This window comes from Streptomyces sp. NPDC021115, assembly GCF_044333065.1.
GTDB lineage: Bacteria > Actinomycetota > Actinomycetes > Streptomycetales > Streptomycetaceae > Streptomyces.
In genome coordinates this window covers 863,340-880,228 of sequence record NZ_JBIRQF010000003.1, presented here as the reverse complement: position 1 = coordinate 880,228, position 16,889 = coordinate 863,340, and the positions used below count along the sequence as shown (strand labels likewise).

Annotated in this window: 6 protein-coding genes; 4 read left to right on the top strand and 2 right to left on the bottom strand. The window is 71.4% G+C overall.

Annotated features, from left to right (window positions below; all coding sequences use genetic code 11):
* The coding region (locus tag ACH4TL_RS13890; protein WP_398425241.1) for a beta-ketoacyl synthase N-terminal-like domain-containing protein at positions 1–4,928 on the bottom strand (4,928 nt) is incomplete at its 3' end.
* A gap of 42 nt (positions 4,929–4,970) precedes the next feature.
* A complete protein-coding gene (locus tag ACH4TL_RS13885; RefSeq protein WP_398327306.1) occupies positions 4,971–12,182 on the bottom strand; it encodes a type I polyketide synthase in 7,212 nt (2,403 codons plus the stop codon).
* A 244-nt stretch (positions 12,183–12,426) separates the two neighbouring features.
* Between ACH4TL_RS13885 and ACH4TL_RS13880 the strand changes: the two genes are divergently transcribed.
* From ACH4TL_RS13880 to ACH4TL_RS13865, 4 genes are all read left to right on the top strand, one after another.
* Complete coding sequence (locus ACH4TL_RS13880; RefSeq protein WP_398327301.1) at positions 12,427–13,236, top strand: SAM-dependent methyltransferase; 810 nt, start codon at positions 12,427–12,429, stop codon at positions 13,234–13,236.
* Between the two features lie 632 nt (positions 13,237–13,868).
* Entirely contained in the window at positions 13,869–14,639 is a 771-nt protein-coding gene (locus tag ACH4TL_RS13875; RefSeq protein WP_398327298.1) for a BTAD domain-containing putative transcriptional regulator, read from the top strand.
* Positions 14,640–14,651: 12 nt separating this feature from the next.
* Positions 14,652–14,876, top strand: coding sequence for a DUF5988 family protein (locus tag ACH4TL_RS13870; RefSeq protein ID WP_398327295.1), 225 nt, complete (start codon positions 14,652–14,654; stop codon positions 14,874–14,876).
* 100 nt (positions 14,877–14,976) lie between these two features.
* Positions 14,977–16,872 (top strand): Xaa-Pro dipeptidyl-peptidase, encoded by a 1,896-nt coding sequence (locus ACH4TL_RS13865; RefSeq protein WP_398327292.1) that lies wholly within the window; start codon positions 14,977–14,979, stop codon positions 16,870–16,872.
* Positions 16,873–16,889 lie beyond the last annotated feature (17 nt).

Below are 16,889 nucleotides of genomic sequence, written 5' to 3'. Positions count from 1 at the left end.
GGCCCGGCCAGGCTGTTCAGCACGACATCCACACCACGGCCACCCGTGGCCTCCCGAACAACGCGCTCGAAGTCCAGATCACGCGAAGAAGCCCGGTGCGCTTGATCAATACCCATGGCTTCGAGAGCCGGGTGCTTGCCAGGCGAAGCCGTCGCGTAGATCTCCGCACCCAGATGGCGAGCGATCTGCACCGCCGCCATCCCCACACCACCCGTCGCGGCATGGATCAGCACCGACTCCCCCGCCCGCAGCCCACCCAGCTCGACCAGTCCGTACCAGGCGGTCAGGAACACCACCGGCGCCGCGGCCGCCTGCTGGAAACTCCAGCCGTGGGGAACGGGGACGACCGTACGTGCGTCCGTGACCGTCAGGGGGCCGAAGGCGCCCTCGAACAACCCCATCACCCGGTCGCCCACCGCAAGGCCCGTCACTTCCGGACCGGTCTCCACGACCACGCCGGCGCCCTCACTGCCCGCGAACACGGCGTCGCCCGGATACATCCCCAACACGATCAACGCATCGCGGAAGTTGACGCCCGCCGCGTGGACCGAGATGCGTACCTGACCGGCGTGCAGCGGCTGCAGCACCTCCGGGCACGGCACGGCCTGCACACTCTCCACGGTCGCGGTGCCGACGGCCCCGAGTCGCCACGCTGATTCCCCCACCGGGGGCACCAGGCCCCTGTCGATGGCCCGCACCAGCCGGGGCACCAGCACCTCTCGGCCACGCAGCGCCACCTGTGACTCGTCCGACTTCACCGCTTGCAGTGCGGCGTTCAGCACACTGCCGTGATCGGCCACCGGTGTGTTCGGTTCCTGGTCCAGCAGTAGGAACCGGCCCGGATTCTCGGCCTGCGCGCTGCGCACCAGGCCCCAGAGCGCGGCACCCGGCACGTCCACGGTCTCGGTGTCATCGGCGGATACGGCTCCTCGCGTCACCACCGCCAGCCGGGATTCGGTCAGCCGTGGTTCGGCCAGCCAGCCCTGGAGCAGCTTCAGGACCCTCTCCGCCGACGCCAGCCCATCGGCCGCCATGGCACCGACATCGGCCGATGCTTCGGTGGCGGGCTGATAGGCCAGGGCGACCGCAGGCGCCGCTGTGCCACCGTCCAGCGCGGCGATGAGTGAGTCGAGATCCGGGGTGGCTTCGCTGCCCAGCACCGCCCAACTCGTGTCATCGACGCTAATATCGCGCGCGAGGGGCAAGGGAGTCCAGTCCATGGCGAACAGGCCGTTCGCGCGGGGGACTTGGGCACTCCGCAGTTGGTCTTCGCTCGCCGGGCGCAGCACGACCGTGTCGGTGCTCAGCACCGGGGCGCCCACCGCATCGGCCACCGTCACGCGCATGGTTCGCTCGCTCTCGCCGCCGCCCTCCCGAGGCGACAGCCGAACTCGTACGCTGGTCGCGCCTTGGGCCCGAAGCGACACCCCGTTCCAGGTGAACGGCAGCCACACCCGGCCATCAGCCGACTCGGTGTCCGTCGTGTTCTGGCCGGTCAGCAGGATGGGGTGCAGCGCCGCATCGAGCAGCGCCGGGTGGATGCCGAACCCGGTGTGCTCGCCCGCGGCCTCCGGCAACACCACCTCGGCCAGTAGATCCACCCCGTGGCGCCACACCGCGCGCAGCCCCCGGAAGGCCGGGCCGTACGCATATCCCGAGGCCGCGACCTGTGCGTAGAAGTCCTCCAGCGCCACGGGTTGAGCACCTGCCGGGGGCCATACGCCACCCAGTCCCTCCAACCGGCCCTCGCCCTCCGGGGCCGGGCTCAGCACCCCCTCCGCGTGGCACACCCACCCGGCCGTGGAGTCGGTGTCCCCCTCGGGGCGGGAGTACATGTGCACGTCGCGCCGCCCGTCGGCCCCGGGCGGTCCGACCACGATCTGTAGACGAAGGCCGCCCGCTTCCGGCAGCACCAGCGGGACCTGGAGCGCCAGTTCCTCCACACCACCGGCGCCGACCTCGTCGGCGGCTCGCAGCGCCCACTCCACCAGCGCCGCACCGGGAACCAGCGCCGCGCCCGCCACCACATGCTCGCCGAGCCACGCATGGGTACGCGCCGAAAGCCGCCCCGTCAGCAGTCGGCCTCCGCCGTGCGCCAGCTCCACGGCGGCGCTCAGCAGCGGATGCCCGGCGGGGACGAGCCCGAGGTCCGTGGGGTCGGCGCCCCGGTCGGTGAGACCGTCCAGCCAGTACCGCTCGTGCTGGAAGGCGTACGTCGGCAGATCCACCGTGCGGGGAGTGGGATCGGCTGGGAACAGGGTCGTCCAGTCCACGGGGATGCCCGCGTTGAAGGCTTGGGCGAGGGACCGTACGAACTGATCCTGACCACCATGGTCGCGGCGCAGCGTCGGCACGGTCACCGCCTCGACGCTCGCCCGCTCGAACGTCTCCTCCATACCGATGCTTAGCACGGGATGGGTGCTGGCCTCGATGAACGCCCGGTGCCCATCGAGCAGCAACGCCTCGATCGCGTCGGCGAAGCGTACGCGCTCCCGCAGATTGGCCACCCAGTACGCGGTGTCCAGCCCAGTGGAGTCGATGCGGCGACCATGCACCGTGGAGTAGAAGGCGGTGTCCGTACCGGAGATGTCGATCGGGCGAATGCCCTCCAGCAGATGGGTCAGCTCATCATGGATCTCATCGACCTGCGGGCCGTGCGAGGCGTAGTCCACATCGATCAACCGCGCGCGATCGCCGCTCTCCCGGCATGCGGCCACCACCGCCGCCACCTGCTCCGGCGGACCCGACACCACCGTAGAAGACGGACCGTTGACCGCCGCCACACCCACCCCAGCGGCCTGGTCACCAAGCCGGGCCAGCAGCCGATCAGCCCCCTCCTGCCCCACACCGAGCGACGCCATCGCCCCACCACCGGCCAGCTTGCGCAACGCCCGACTCCGCAGCGCCACCACCTTCGCACCGTCCTCCAACGACAGCGCCCCCGCCACCACGGCCGCGGCGATCTCCCCCTGGCTATGACCCACCACCGCCGCAGGCTGCACACCATGCTCAGCCCACACCGCCGCCAACGACACCATCACCGCCCACAACACCGGCTGCACCACATCCACCCGGCCCAGATCACCCACACGCAACACGTCCCTGAGCGACCAATCCACATACGGCGACAGGGCCCGCTCACACTCCGCCACCCGCGCCGCAAACACCGACGACACATCCAGCAACCCCGCACCCATCCCCACCCACTGAGACCCCTGACCCGGAAACACCAACACCGGACCCACACCACCCGCCAGCACCGGAACACCCGAACACACCACACCCGGATGCGACTGCCCCGCCGCCAACGCCTCCACCGCCGCAACCAACTCAACCCGGCCCTCACCCACCACCACCGCACGATGCTCAAACACCGACCGCGACCTCACCAACGACCAGCCCACATCCACCGGCACCAACCCCGGCACCTCAGCCAGGCGCCCCAACAACGCACCCGCCTGCCCCCGCAAGGCATCCTCGCTCCGCCCCGATAGCACCCACGGCACCACGCCACCACGCTCGGACACCGGCGCCACCTCCGGCTCGTCCGGCGCCTGCTCCACGATCACATGCGCATTCGTGCCGGAGACCCCGAACGAGGACACCGCCGCCCGGCGGGGCCGGTCCAGTTCGGGCCAGGCGGTCGGCTCGGTCAGCAGCCGCACTCCGCTGCCTTCCCACTCCACGTGCGGGGTCGGCTCGTCCAGGTGCAGATTGGCGGGCAGGACCGCCTGCCGCAGGGCCGTGACCATCTTGATGACGCCCGCCACTCCGGCGGCCGCGTGGGTGTGCCCGATGTGGGACTTCAGGGAGCCCAGCAGCAGTGGCCGGTCGGCGGGCCGGTCCTGGCCGTACGCGGCGATCAGCGCGTCCGCCTCGATCGGGTCGCCCAGCTTCGTACCGGTGCCGTGGGCCTCCACCGCGTCCACATCGCCCGGTGACAGCTGGGCTGCGGCCAGCGCCTGGCCGATGACGCGTTCCTGGGCGACGTCGTTCGGCGCGGTCAGGCCGTTCGAGGCGCCGTCCTGGTTGATCGCCGAGCCTCGGATCACCGCCAGCACCCGATGGCCGTTGCGCAGCGCGTCCGACAACCGCTCCAGCACCACCAGGCCGACGCCCTCGGAGAAGCCGGTGCCGTCCGCGGTGGCCGCGAAGGACTTGCAGCGGCCGTCCGGGGCCAGCGCCCGCTGCCGGGAGAACTCGGTGAACATGAAGGGGGTTGCGAGCGAGGTGACGCCGCCGCCGAGCGCCAGGGTGCATTCACCCTGGCGTAACGCCTGGCAGGCGAGGTGGATGGCCACGAGCGAGCCGGAACACGCGGTGTCCACCGTCACCGCCGGTCCCTCAAGGCCGAACGTGTAGGCCACCCGGCCCGAGACGATGCTCGTGAGTGTGCCGGTGGTGGCGTAGCCCTCGAAGCCCTCAGGAATGCGCGGGGCCCGTGCCAGGTAGTCCTGACTGGACACGCCCGTGTAGACGCCGGTTCGGGTGCCTTTCAAATGGGCCGGGTCGATTCCGGCCCGCTCCAGCGCCTCCCAGGCGATTTCCAGCACCAGCCGCTGTTGCGGGTCCATCGCCAGTGCCTCCCTCGGGCTGATCCCGAAGAACGCGGCGTCGAATTGGTCGGCCTCGACGAATCCGCCCTGGCGGGTGCAACTGGTGCCGTAATGCCCGGGGTCGGGGTGGTAGAGGTTGTCGAGATCCCAGCCGCGGTCCGTGGGGAAATCCCCGATCGCGTCCACGCCCGCGCTGAGCAGGTCCCACAGTTCCTCGGGGGAGGTGACCCCGCCCGGGAAGCGGCAGGCCATACCCACCACGGCCACCGGCTCCTGGGCGCGCTCCTCCGCCGCCCGCAGACGCTGCCGCGTATCGTGCAGATCAGCGGAGACCCGCTTGAGGTATTCGACCAGCTTCTCTTCATTCGCCACTGGGGGTCACCCGGCCTTCAGCGATCGTCGCGCCCGGTACATTCAGGACACACCAAGCTCGTTCTCAATAAAGTCAAGAACCTGATCCGCGGACGCGGACTCCAGCCTTTCCGCGACATTCATCGCATCCGCCGACTTCTGCGTCGGGACCTTGCCTTCGGGGGAAAGACGCCGTACCAGGTCGCACGCGATGCCCTCCGGGGTCGGATATCTGAAGATGAGGGCCGCGGGCAGGCGCAATCCCGTGGCCGACGCGAGGCGGTCACGCAGTTCGACGGCGGTGAGGGACTCGAAGCCCAGTTCCTTGAAGCTGGCCTCGGCGTGTACCGCCTCGGGGTCGGTGTGGCCCAGCACCGTGGCGGCGTGCTGGCGGACCAGCTGGAGCACCGCCCGCTGCCGTTCGGCCGCCGAGAGCCCCCTCAGCCGTGCGGTCCAGTCGGCCGACCGCGCACCGGCCGTGGCGGCCGCGGAGCGCCGCCGCCCAGTGCCCCGTACGCCGTTGCCCGGCACCGGCACGGTGCCTTCGGCCGCGCCATGGCTGTCCGGGGGCCGCAGTTGCTCGGGGGCGGCCGAGCGCATCACCAGCGCGTCGATGGTGAGCACCGGTGCGCCCGCGGCATCGGACACGGCCACCCGCATGGCTCGCTCGCCGTCCGCGCCCTGCCGCTGCGGGGACAGCCGGACACGTACGGTGGTGGCGTCGGCCGCCCAGAGCGCCACTCCGCTCATCGTAAACGGCAGCCACAGATCCCGGTCCCGCTCCTCGTCGGTCGGCGCCAGGGCCGGTTGCAGCACCGCGTCCAGCAGGGCCGGGTGGATGCCGTACCCGCCCGGCTCCCCGGCGGCCTCCGGCAGCTCCACCTCTGCCAGTACGTCCGCGCCGTCACGCCACATCGCGCGCACGCCCTGGAAGGCCGGGCCGTAGGCGTAGCCCGAGGCGGCGAGCCGTTCGTACAGCCCGTCCGTCGCCACCGGCCGCGCACCGGGCGGTGGCCATGCCCCGGGTGCGGCCCTCTGCTCATCCGGTGCGGACAGGCGCAGTACGCCCTCGGCGTGGCAGGTCCACGCCGTAGGCGTGCTGCCGCCCTCGGGGCGAGCATAAACGTGTACGTCACACCGCCCGTCGTCGGCGGGGGCGCCGACCGCCACCTGTACCCGGAGGCCACCGGTGGCGGGCAGCGCCAACGGGGCCCGGAACGCCAGCTCTTCGAGCTCCCCGCAACCGGCCTCGTCGCCCGCCCGCAGCGCCCATTCCACCAGCGTGGCGCCCGGCACCAGCGCCACGCCGCACACCACGTGCTCGCCCAGCCAGGGGTGGGTCTGCGGTGAGATGCGCCCGGTCAGCATCAGGCCGCTGCCGTCGGCGAGTTCCACGGCTGCGCCCAGCAGGGGGTGTTCGGCGGAGGTGAGGCCGAGGCCGGCGGGGTCGCCGCCGCGCGAGGTGGCGGCGTCCAGCCAGTACCGTTCGCGCTGGAACGCATAGGTGGGCAGGCCAACCGTACGAAGCGGCGGGTCGGCCGGGAACAAGGCGGTCCAGTCGACCTCGACCCCGGCGATGAACGCCTGCCCCAGCGCGCGCATCAGCTGCGCCCGGCCGCCGTGGTCACGCCGCAGCGTCGGTACGGCGACGGCGTCGGCATCCGTCTCCTCGAAACACTCCCGCATCCCCATGGTCAGCACTGGATGGGTGCTGGCCTCGATGAACACGCGGTGGCCATCGGCCAGGAGCGCGTCGACTGCGTCCGCGAACCGCACCTGCTCCCGCAGGTTGCGCACCCAGTAGCCGGTGTCGAGGTCGGCGGGCCGGGCCCGGCCGCCGGTCACCGTCGAGTAGAACGCCACACCGGTGTCCTCGGCCGTGGTCGGACGGATGCCATCCAGCAGCTGGGTCAGCTCGTGTGCGATCTCGTCGACCTGGGGGCTGTGGGAGGCGTAGTCCACCTCGATCAGCCGTGCCCGCTCCTCCCGCTCCTGGCACGCGGCCACCACGGCGGCCACTTGCTCGGGTGGTCCGGACACCACCGTGGAGCCGGGTCCGTTGACGACTGCCACCACCACCGCCGCGGCCCGGTCGCCCAACTCGGTCAGCAGCTCGGCCGCCGCCTCCCGGCCCAGTCCCAGCGAGGCCATGGCGCCGCCACCGGCCAGTCGGCACAGCGCCCGGCTGCGCAGGGCCACCACCTTCGCCGCGTCCTCCAACGACAGCGCCCCCGCCACCACGGCCGCCGCGATCTCGCCCTGGCTGTGGCCCACCACGGCGGCCGGGCGCACCCCGTGCTCCGCCCACACCGCGGCCAAGGACACCATCACGGCCCACAGCACGGGCTGCACCACATCCACCCGGCGCAGATCACCCACACGCAGGACATCGGTCAGCGACCAGTCCACATGCGGCGCAAGCGCCCGTTCGCATGCGGCCACCCGGGCCGCGAACACCGGTGACGTGTCGAGGAGTTCGGCGCCCATCCCCTGCCACTGCGTTCCCTGCCCCGGGAACACCAGCACCGGGCCGGGGCCGCCCGCCGCCGCGGCTCCGGGAGGCACCGCACCGGGGCCCACGAGCCCCGGGTGGCCGTCACCGGCCGCCAGCGCTCGGGCCGCCGCCGTCAGCGCCTCGCGGTCCTCGCCGACCAGCACCGCCCGATGGGCGAACACCGACCGTGTGGTGACCAGCGACCAGCCCACCTCCGCGGCGGACGCGTCGGGTTCGGTGGCCAGGGCGGCGGTCAGCGCACGGACCTGTCCGCGCAGGGCCTCCGCGCCACGTGCCGACAGCACCCAGGGCGTGGGCCCGTCCCTCCGCGGGGTCGCGGGCGCGGTGTCCCGCGGTGCGAGGGGCTGTTCCAGGATGAGATGGGCGTTGGTGCCGCTGATGCCGAAGGAGGACACGCCCGCACGGCGGGGATGTGCGTCGTCCGGCCACGCGACCGGTTCGGTGAGGAGGCGTACGGTGCCGCTGTCCCAGTCGACGTGCGGGCTCGGCTTGTCGATGTGCAAGGTGGCGGGCAGCTGCCCGTGCCGCATGGCCATCACCATCTTGATGACGCCCGCGACCCCCGCCGCCGCCTGGGTGTGGCCGATGTTCGACTTCATGGATCCGAGCCACAGGGGGCGGTTCGCGGGCCGCTGCTGTCCGTACGTGGCGAGCAGGGCCTGCGCCTCGATCGGGTCGCCCAGCGTGGTGCCCGTGCCGTGTGCCTCCACCGCGTCCACCTCGGGCGGGGTCAGCCGGGCGGCGGTCAGGGCCTGGCGGACGACGCGCTGCTGCGACGGCCCGTTCGGCGCGGTCAGTCCGTTGGACGCACCGTCCTGGTTCACCGCCGAGCCTCGGATCAGTGCCAGCACCGGGTGGCCGTCGCGCCGCGCGTCCGACAGCCGCTCCAGCAGCACCAGTCCGGCGCCCTCGCCCCAGCCCGTACCGTCCGCGGCCGCCGCGAAGGGCTTGCACCGGCCGTCGGGGGCCAGGCCGCGCTGGCGGGAGAAGCCGGTGAACATGCCCGGGGCGGCCATCACCGCCACGCCGCCCGCCAGCGCCATCCGGCACTCCCGCTGCCGTAGCGCCTGGGCCGCCAGATGCAGCGCCACCAGCGACGACGAACATGCGGTGTCCACCGTCACCGCGGGCCCCTCCAGGCCGAAGGCGAAGGCGATCCGTCCGGACGCCACGCTGGGCGTGCTGCCGGTGAGCAGATGGCCGTCGAGCCCCTTCGGCGCCTGGTGCAGCCGTGGGCCGTAGTCCTGGGGCGTCACCCCGACGAACACACCGGTCGCGCTGCCGTGGAGCGCGGCGGGGCGGATGCCCGCGCGCTCGAACGCCTCCCACGCGGTCTCCAGCAGCAGCCGCTGCTGCGGGTCGGTGGCCAGCGCCTCGCGCGGGCTGATGCCGAAGAACTCCGCGTCGAAGTGTGCGGCGTCGTAGAGGAATCCGCCCTCGCGGGCATAGCTGGTGCCGGGGCGGTCCGGGTCCGGGTCGAACAGCCCCGCCAGGTCCCAGCCGCGGTCCTCGGGGAACGCGCCGATCGCGTCCACTCCCTCGGTGAGCAGCCGCCACAGCGCTTCCGGTGTGTCGGCGCCCCCGGGGTAGCGGCAGCTCATGGCCACCACCGCGATCGGGTCGTCGTCGGTGGCCGGCGGCGGGGCCGACGGGGTGGCAGGCGTGCTCGTCGGCGCGTCCGGGGTGTGGTCGACGCGGGTACCCAGATGGGTGGCGACGGCCAGCGGCGTGGGGTGGTCGAAGGTGAGCGTGGCGAGCAGGGGCAGCCCGGTGGCCTCGCTCAGCCGCTCACTCAGCTCGGTGGCCGCGAGGGAGTCGAAGCCGAGCTCCTTGAAGCTGAGGGCCGGGTCGATGGCGCCCGGGCCGGGGTGCCCGAGGACGACGGCCGCGGTGCCGCGCACCACCTCCAGCAGGGCCCGGTCGCGCTCCTCGCCGGTCAGCTCCGCGAGCCGTCCGGTCAGCGGCGCCGCGTCAGCCGTGGTGTCCGTGGCAGCCACAGTGTCCGTGGCCGCCGGCGAGGACTCCGCCCCCGGCCAGTAGCGCTGCCGCTGGAAGGCGTACGTCGGCAGGCTCACCACCCGGGAGCGGGGACCGCCGAAGGCCCGTTCCCAGTCGAGGGCGGCGCCGCGTACGTGTGCCTCGGCCATGGCGGTGGCGAAGGTACGCACCTCCGGCCGGTCGCGTCGCAGAGCGGCCACGGCCAGGGGGCGTGGCCGGTCGAGGCCCTCGTCGGCCGCGGGGCGCTCGGCGAGGCATTCGCGGGCCATGGCGGTCAGCTGGGCATCCGGCCCGAGTTCGAGGTAGGTGGTGACGCCCGTCGCGTCGAGGGTGTGGATGCCGGAGGCGAAGCGCACCGTGTCGCGGGCGTGGCGGGCCCAGTGGTCCGGGGAGGCGAGCTGTTCGGCGGTGGCGACGCGGCCGGTCACCGTGGAGACGACGGGAATGGCCGGTGCCGTGACGGTCAAGTCGGCTGCCACAGAGCGCAGTTCATCGAGCATCGGGTCCATGTGCGGGGAGTGGAAGGCGTGGCTCACCTTCAGCAGACGCGCCTTGCGGCCGCGCTCCCGCCAGACGGCGGTGATGTCCCGGACGCTGTCCCGGTCCCCGGAGACCACGACGGAGGAGGGTCCGTTGACGGCGGCGATACCGATCCGGTCCTCCCGCCCGGCCAGCAGTTCGGTGGCTTCGCTTACGGTGGCCTGCCAGGCGGCCATCGCCCCGTCCGCCGTGATCGTCTGCATGAGCCGGCCACGGGCGGCCACCAGGGCGCAGGCGTCGGGGAGGGAGAGCGCTCCGGCCACGTGTGCCGCGGCGATCTCGCCGACCGAGTGTCCCATCAGATGGTCGGGCTTCAGCCCCCAGGAGGCCACGAGCCGGTACAGGGCGACCTCGATGGCGAACAGGGCGGGCTGGGTGTACGACGTGCGGTCCAGCAGCGCCGCGTGTGGTGTGCCGGGTTCGGCGAACATGACGTCGCACAGGGGCAGTTCGAGGTGCGGTGCCAGGGTGTCGCAGACCTCGTCCAGGACGTCGGCGAAGACGGGGTGCGCGGCGTACAGTTCGCGGCCCATGCCGGGGCGCTGGCTGCCCTGGCCGCTGAAGAGCAGCGCGAGCCCTCCTCCGGCCGCCCGGCCCCGGACGAGCCCGGCGCTCTGTGCGCCCTGCGCGAGCGCGTCGAGCCCGCGCACCAGCTCATCGGGGTGGTGGCCGTCACCGAGGAGCACGGCGCGGAGAGGGAAGGCGGTCCGGGTGGTGGCCAGCGCGTATCCGAGGTCCGCGAGGTCGGTCCCGGGGTGGGCGGCGAGGTGGTCGCGCAGCCGTGCGGCCTGGGCGCGCAGCGCGGCGGGCGTCCGGGCGGCCAGTGGCCACAGGACGACGGGCGGGGGCGGGGGCGCGGTGGCCGTCACGGGAGCGGGCGGTTCGGCGAGCACCAGATGGCAGTTGGTGCCGCCCATGCCGAAGGAGCTTACTCCGGCGAGCAGCGGCCGGTCCGGGCGTGGCCACGCGGTGAGCTCGTCCTGCACGCGCAGCCCGAGGTCGGCGAGCGGGATGCGCGGGTTGGGGGTGGTGTAGTGGAGGCTGGGCGGGAGTTGCCGGTGGGCGATGCCGAGGGCGCATTTGAGCAGTCCGACGATGCCCGCGGCGCCCTCCAGATGGCCGACGTTGGTCTTGGCTGAGCCGACCAGCAGGGGGTTGTCCGGCGTACGGGCGCTACCGAGGGCGGCGCCGAGCGCGGCGGCCTCGACGGGGTCGCCGACGGGTGTTCCGGTGCCGTGGAGTTCGACGTACTGGACGTCGCCGGGCGAGGTTCCGGCGCGCTGGTGGGCGAGCCGCACCACGGCTTCCTGTGCCGCCGGGCCAGGGGTGGTCAGTCCGTCGGTGGCGCCATCGTTGTTGAGGGCGCTGCCGCGGATCACGCAGTACACCGGGTCGCCGTCGCGCAGCGCCGCGGCGAGGGGCTTGAGCACGACGGCGCCACCGCCCTCGCCGCGCACGAAACCGTTGGCGCGGGCGTCGAAGGTGTGGCAGCGGCCATCCGGGGAGAGTCCGCCGAACTGGGCCGCGGCGGCCTCCATGCTCTCCTCGGTGAGGATGAGGTTGACGCCGCCGGCCAGCGCCAGGGTGCACTCGTGGCGGCGCAGGCTCTCGCAGGCGGTGTGGACGGCCACCAGGGACGAGGACTGTGCGGTGTCGAGGGTGAGACTGGGGCCGCGCAGCCCGTAGGCGTGGGAGATCCGGTTGGCGATGATGCTGCGGTGGACGCCGGTCATGGCGTGCCGGGTGCTCGCGAGGGGCCGGTGGCGGCGCAGTACGGCCGTGTACTCGTCCCAGATCGCGCCGACGAACACGCCGGTGGGGGTGTCCTTCAGCGTTTCGGGGCGGATTCCGGCGTCCTCGAAGGCCTCCCAGCCGAGTTCGAGCATCAGCCGCTGCTGGGGGTCCATGGCCACCGCCTCGCGTGGCGGGATGCCGAAGAACTCGGCGTCGAACGTGTCGACCCGGCCTAGGAATCCGCCGTACCAGCCGGTGGCCGAAGCTCCCGGATCGGCCGTAGCAGCCGAAGCGGCCGGATCGGTGGCATCGGCCGGGGAGCCTGACTGGCGGCGGTCGGCGGGCATCGCGGTGATGGCGTGGCGGCCCTGCCGCAGCAGTTGCCAGAAGGCCGACGGGCTGGGCGCGGCGGGTAGTCGGCAGGCCATGCCCACGACGGCGACGGGCTCCGCGGGCTGGGGTGGCCGGGTGGGCGGGGCGCTAGCCATCACACCACGTACGGCGCTCGGAAGAGTCAGGGATGTCATGGGTCATGGGCGGCACTCCCGCTCCGGATTGATGATCGGTGCGAGCACGTGGCCCATCGTGGTGCGCGGTTCTAAAGGCAGACCAAATGCCTGCGGCCGGTGACTTTAGAGACGCGTTACCGGAACCCCGGACCATCGCTGAACGGGTGAGCCCTGGTGGCCACTCGACGGCTGATGAGAGCGCCGAGCCCACAGGAGGAGTGCCATGACATCCCCATCACCCGCGCCGCCGGGCGGCCAGGTGTCGGACTACTACAGTTCGCTCGGTCCGCTGCTGCGAATGGCGTGGGACGACAACTTCCACTTCGGCTACTGGGACGGCCCGTCCGACACCAGCTCGGTCCAGGAGGCGACGGACCGCTTCACCGATCTGCTCATCGAGCGGCTGCGGGTGGGGCCGGGAGACCGGGTGCTGGATGTGGGCTGCGGTATCGGCAAGCCCGCGCTGCGGGTGGCGTCCACGACCGGGGCCGGTGTTCTGGGAATCACCATCAGCGCGCTTCAGGTCGAGCAGGCGACCGAAGCGGCGCTCGCCGGGCAACTGTCCGGTCGGGTGTCGTTCCAATACGCCGATGCCATGAACATGCCTTTCGGGGCAGCGTCCTTCGACGCCGTCCTCGCATTTGAGTCCATCAATCACATGCACCGGCCCACGGCGCTGCGCGAGATGGCGCGGGTGCTGGCGCCCGGCGGCCGGGTGGTACTGACGGATGTGACCGCGCCGGACGACGGCTGTCGGCCGGAGAACGATCCCGAGGTGGTCACCTCGCTGACCCGGCTGACGGACTGGCCCGGGCTGATCGACGACGCCGGGCTGGTGCTGGACGAGCTGACGGACGTCACGGAGCACACCAAGGACACCGCGAACCGCATGATCGACGGCATTCTGAAATGCCGCCGGGAGTTCGAGGAGCGGCACGGGGTCAGCGTTCAGGAGGTGCTCGACGCCGCCAAGTCGGCGCTTCCCACGGTGCCCAGTGCGGGGTGCGCGATCGTGGTGGCCCACAAGCTTTGACCAAGGATTTCGGGGCCGGTTTCCACGGGGCGACCGACCTCAGAAGCCCCGCAATTATCCACCCCTCATCAACGAAACCGAGAAGAAGCGGATTTCGGCATGGCGCGCTTGAACCCGCCTACTCAAACAGCGTATTGTCATTCGCTGACCGCGCTGCTCGAGGCCGACGATATCCGGAGCCTGATCTTCCACACGGTATCGAATTTGCGCGGCATTTCGCGAGGGGCGCCTCTAGTGGTTTTGTATCCGAATTCTAGGTGGGGTGGGTAGTCATAGGACTCGCTTAGGACTGAAGGGCACCTGCCATGTGCGGTGAACTGCGGACATGCGGTTTCTGAATCACCGGCAGGTCCGTGATAAAGAGGGGTGAGTAATGGCAGTCGCGAACGACGTGAGTAAGCGGAACCGGCAGCACTGTCCGTCCCCGTGCGGCGATGAACAGCCGGTCCACTTCCCACAGGCGGGCGGCTTGGCGGTGCACATGCGACGCGGGTCCGCACATTCGTTCGTCTCCAGTAGACAGGTACCACCCCCGGGCGGACACGAGAACACGCGAAATCTCGCGGGGATTTACGGCAACGGCGCCGACTGTCCCATGACCGCACGCATCGGCGACTCGGACGGGGCAAGCAGTGCGATATGAGATCATGGGGCCCCTCCGCGTGGTCGAGGAGGGGCGGAAATTATCCATCAGGGCGCGGAAGATCGAAGTCCTGCTGACCGTCCTCCTGGTCCGCGCGGATCAGGTGGTCCCGATCGACCAGCTCATCACGGAGATCTGGGGGCAGGACCCGCCGCGCCGGGCGATCGCGGGCCTCCATGTGTACGTCTCCCAGATTCGCAAGTTTCTGCGCCGGCCCTATCAGAGCGAAAGCCCGGTTCTCACCCGGCCCCCGGGATACGTCCTGCGCCTGGGATGCGACGATCTCGACTTCCACTGTTTCGAACGACTGGTGGGCGAGGGGCGGGATCAGCTAAGGGAGCGGCGCTACCAGCAGGCCACGGCCAGCTTCGAAAGCGCGCTCGACCTCTGGCGCGATCCGCTGCTGGACGATGTGTGCCACGGGCCGATTCTCGAGGGTTTTCAGACCTGGTTGAAGGAAGCCCGTCTGGAATGTGTCGAGATGCTGACGGATTCGCGTCTGATGCTCGGCCGCCATCGTGAGCTGGTGAGTGATCTGTACCAGCTGACCACGGAGCATCCGCTACGGGAGGCACTGCACCGTCAGCTGATGCTGGCCCTCTACCGCTGCGGCCGCAGGGCGGACGCCCTGCATGTGTATCAGGCGGCGCGGAAAACGCTCAACGAGGAGCTCGGGCTCGAACCGTGCCGGGCCCTTCAGGACATGCAGCGAGCCATCCTCACCTCGGATGACCGGCTCGAACTACAGGTTCCCGCGTAAAGAGGCGAACAGGTGACGGAACAGAGCACATATTTTCCCGACGGCAGCCCGATCGAGGTCATCCTCGAAGGAGGGCCGGACGATCTTCCTCGGGCGCATCGGACCGGTCGGTCGTCCCTAGCCACACGGAAGCTCAAAATCCAGCACCGCAACGGATACGAGCATTTCGAACTCGTCGACGGCAATCTCGTCCCGGCGGTCTTTCGCTGGATCATGCGCACCAAAATCGCCGAGTAGCCGCCGGCTCGGAAATCTCCGTCGAGGGGGCGTCGGACCGCTTGTCCATCGGTCCGGCGCCCCCTCGGCGGGACAGGATTCATAGGTTCAGGAGGATCGCGTGCTCACTCCACGACGGCGAGGGGCCGCGGTCGTCGCGGCCGCGATGTCGATGTCCCTCGCCGCTCTCGCCACCGGGCCCGCCGCGGCCCGGCCCGCCGCGGGTCCCTCGGTCACCGTGGCCCAGGGCCGGACCCAGCCGGTGTTCTCCTATCGGGACGCCGTCCGGGAACACGTCATGGTCCAGACCCGCGTCGACAGCGACGGCGACGGCGCCAAGGACCGCGTGGCCGTGGACATCGTCCGGCCCCTGGAGACCGAACGGGGCCCCAAGGTCCCGGTCATCATGCTTGCCAGCCCGTACAACGACACTGTCGGCCGGGGCTTCGAGGCGGAGCGGAAGACGTACGCCGCCGATGGCTCCCCCGCCAAGCTCCCCCTGTTCTACGACAATTACTTCGTCCCCCGCGGCTACGCCGTCGTCGATGTCGATGTGACCGGCACCGGCAGGTCCGATGGCTGTCCGACCATCGGCGGCACGGCCGATGTCGCCGCCGCCACCTCGGCGATCGACTGGCTGGGCGGCCGGGCCACCGCCTATCGGTCCGATGGCAGCGAGGTGAAGGCCACCTGGTCGAGCGGCAAGACCGGAATGATCGGCCACTCCTACGAGGGCACACTGGCGAACGCCGTGGCGGGGACCGGGATGGAGGGTCTGGAGACCATCGTCCCGATCTCCGGCATCAGCTCCTGGTACGAGTTCGCCCGGACGAACGGCGCCAAGCACTGGAACCGGTTCGGCCCCTGGCTGGCCGGTTCGCTGGACTCCGATCCGCCCGAGAAGTGCCAGGCGGTGCGCGACCGGCTGGCCGTCGGCGAGGACGACGCCACCGGCAACTACAACGCCTACTGGAAGGAGCGCGACTATCTCGCTCCGCCCGCTCCCCAGGTGAGCAAGGTGCGGGCGAGTGTCTTCGCCGTCCACGACCTCAGCGACTACAACGTGCGCATCGACCAGCTCGCCGACTGGTGGGCCCCGCTGGCCGAGCGCGGCGTACCGCGCAAGCTGTGGCTCGGCCGGTACGGCCACACCGACCCGTTCGACTGGCCCGGGCGGCGCGCCCGCTGGGTGGACACCGTGCACCGGTGGTTCGACCACTGGCTGTACGGCATCCGGAACGGCATCATGGACGAGCCCCGGGTCGACCTTCAGACCGGTCCGGGCGCCTGGACCACCCAGGCCGACTGGCCCGCCCGTACCTCTCCGGCGCCGCTGCACCCGAAGCCCGACGGCTCGCTGGCGCTCCGTCCCGCCACCGGAGACGGCACCGCAAACGCCACCGGGTCCTTCATCGACCTCAAGCTGAACGAGGCGGACCTCACCGCCGACCCGGCCACCACCCGGCCCGGCAGGCTCGCGTACCTCACCCCGCCGCTGCGCTCCGGCGCACGGATCTCGGGCACCCCCGCCGTGGACCTCAGGGTCACGCTCGACAGGCCGACGTCGAACCTCACCGCGCTGCTGGTGGACTACGGCGAGGGCGAACGGATCGACTGGGCGCGCAACGATCCGCTGAACGGCATCCACGACGGGCTGCGCGGGCTGGCCGAGGAGTCCTGCCACGGTGAGAGCACCGCCACGGACGACGCGTGCTACAAGAAGACGGCCGATGTGACGGTGCGCGCCCCCTCCGAGGTGATCGCCCGTGGCTGGATGGACGCACAGAACCGGCACTCGCTGACCACTCCCGAGCCACTGACCCCGGGGGCGTCCTACCGCATCGCCTGGCAGACGCTGCCGAACGACTACCAGCTCGAGCCCGGCCACCGGCTCGGGCTCGTCCTCGCGGGCACCGATGCCGACTTCCTCTACTTCGAGGACCCGACCGGGGCGAAGGTGACCGTCGATCTGGCCGCCAGCCGCGTCACCGTGCCGCTGGCCGCACGGCGTGGATGAGGTGAGCATCCCCCTCG

Coding starts and splice junctions, on each gene's coding strand:
- ACH4TL_RS13885 (WP_398327306.1), bottom strand. CDS start 12,182: ATGGCTAGCGCCCCGCCCACCCGGCCACCCCAGCCCGCGGAGCCCGTC.
- ACH4TL_RS13880 (WP_398327301.1), top strand. CDS start 12,427: ATGACATCCCCATCACCCGCGCCGCCGGGCGGCCAGGTGTCGGACTAC.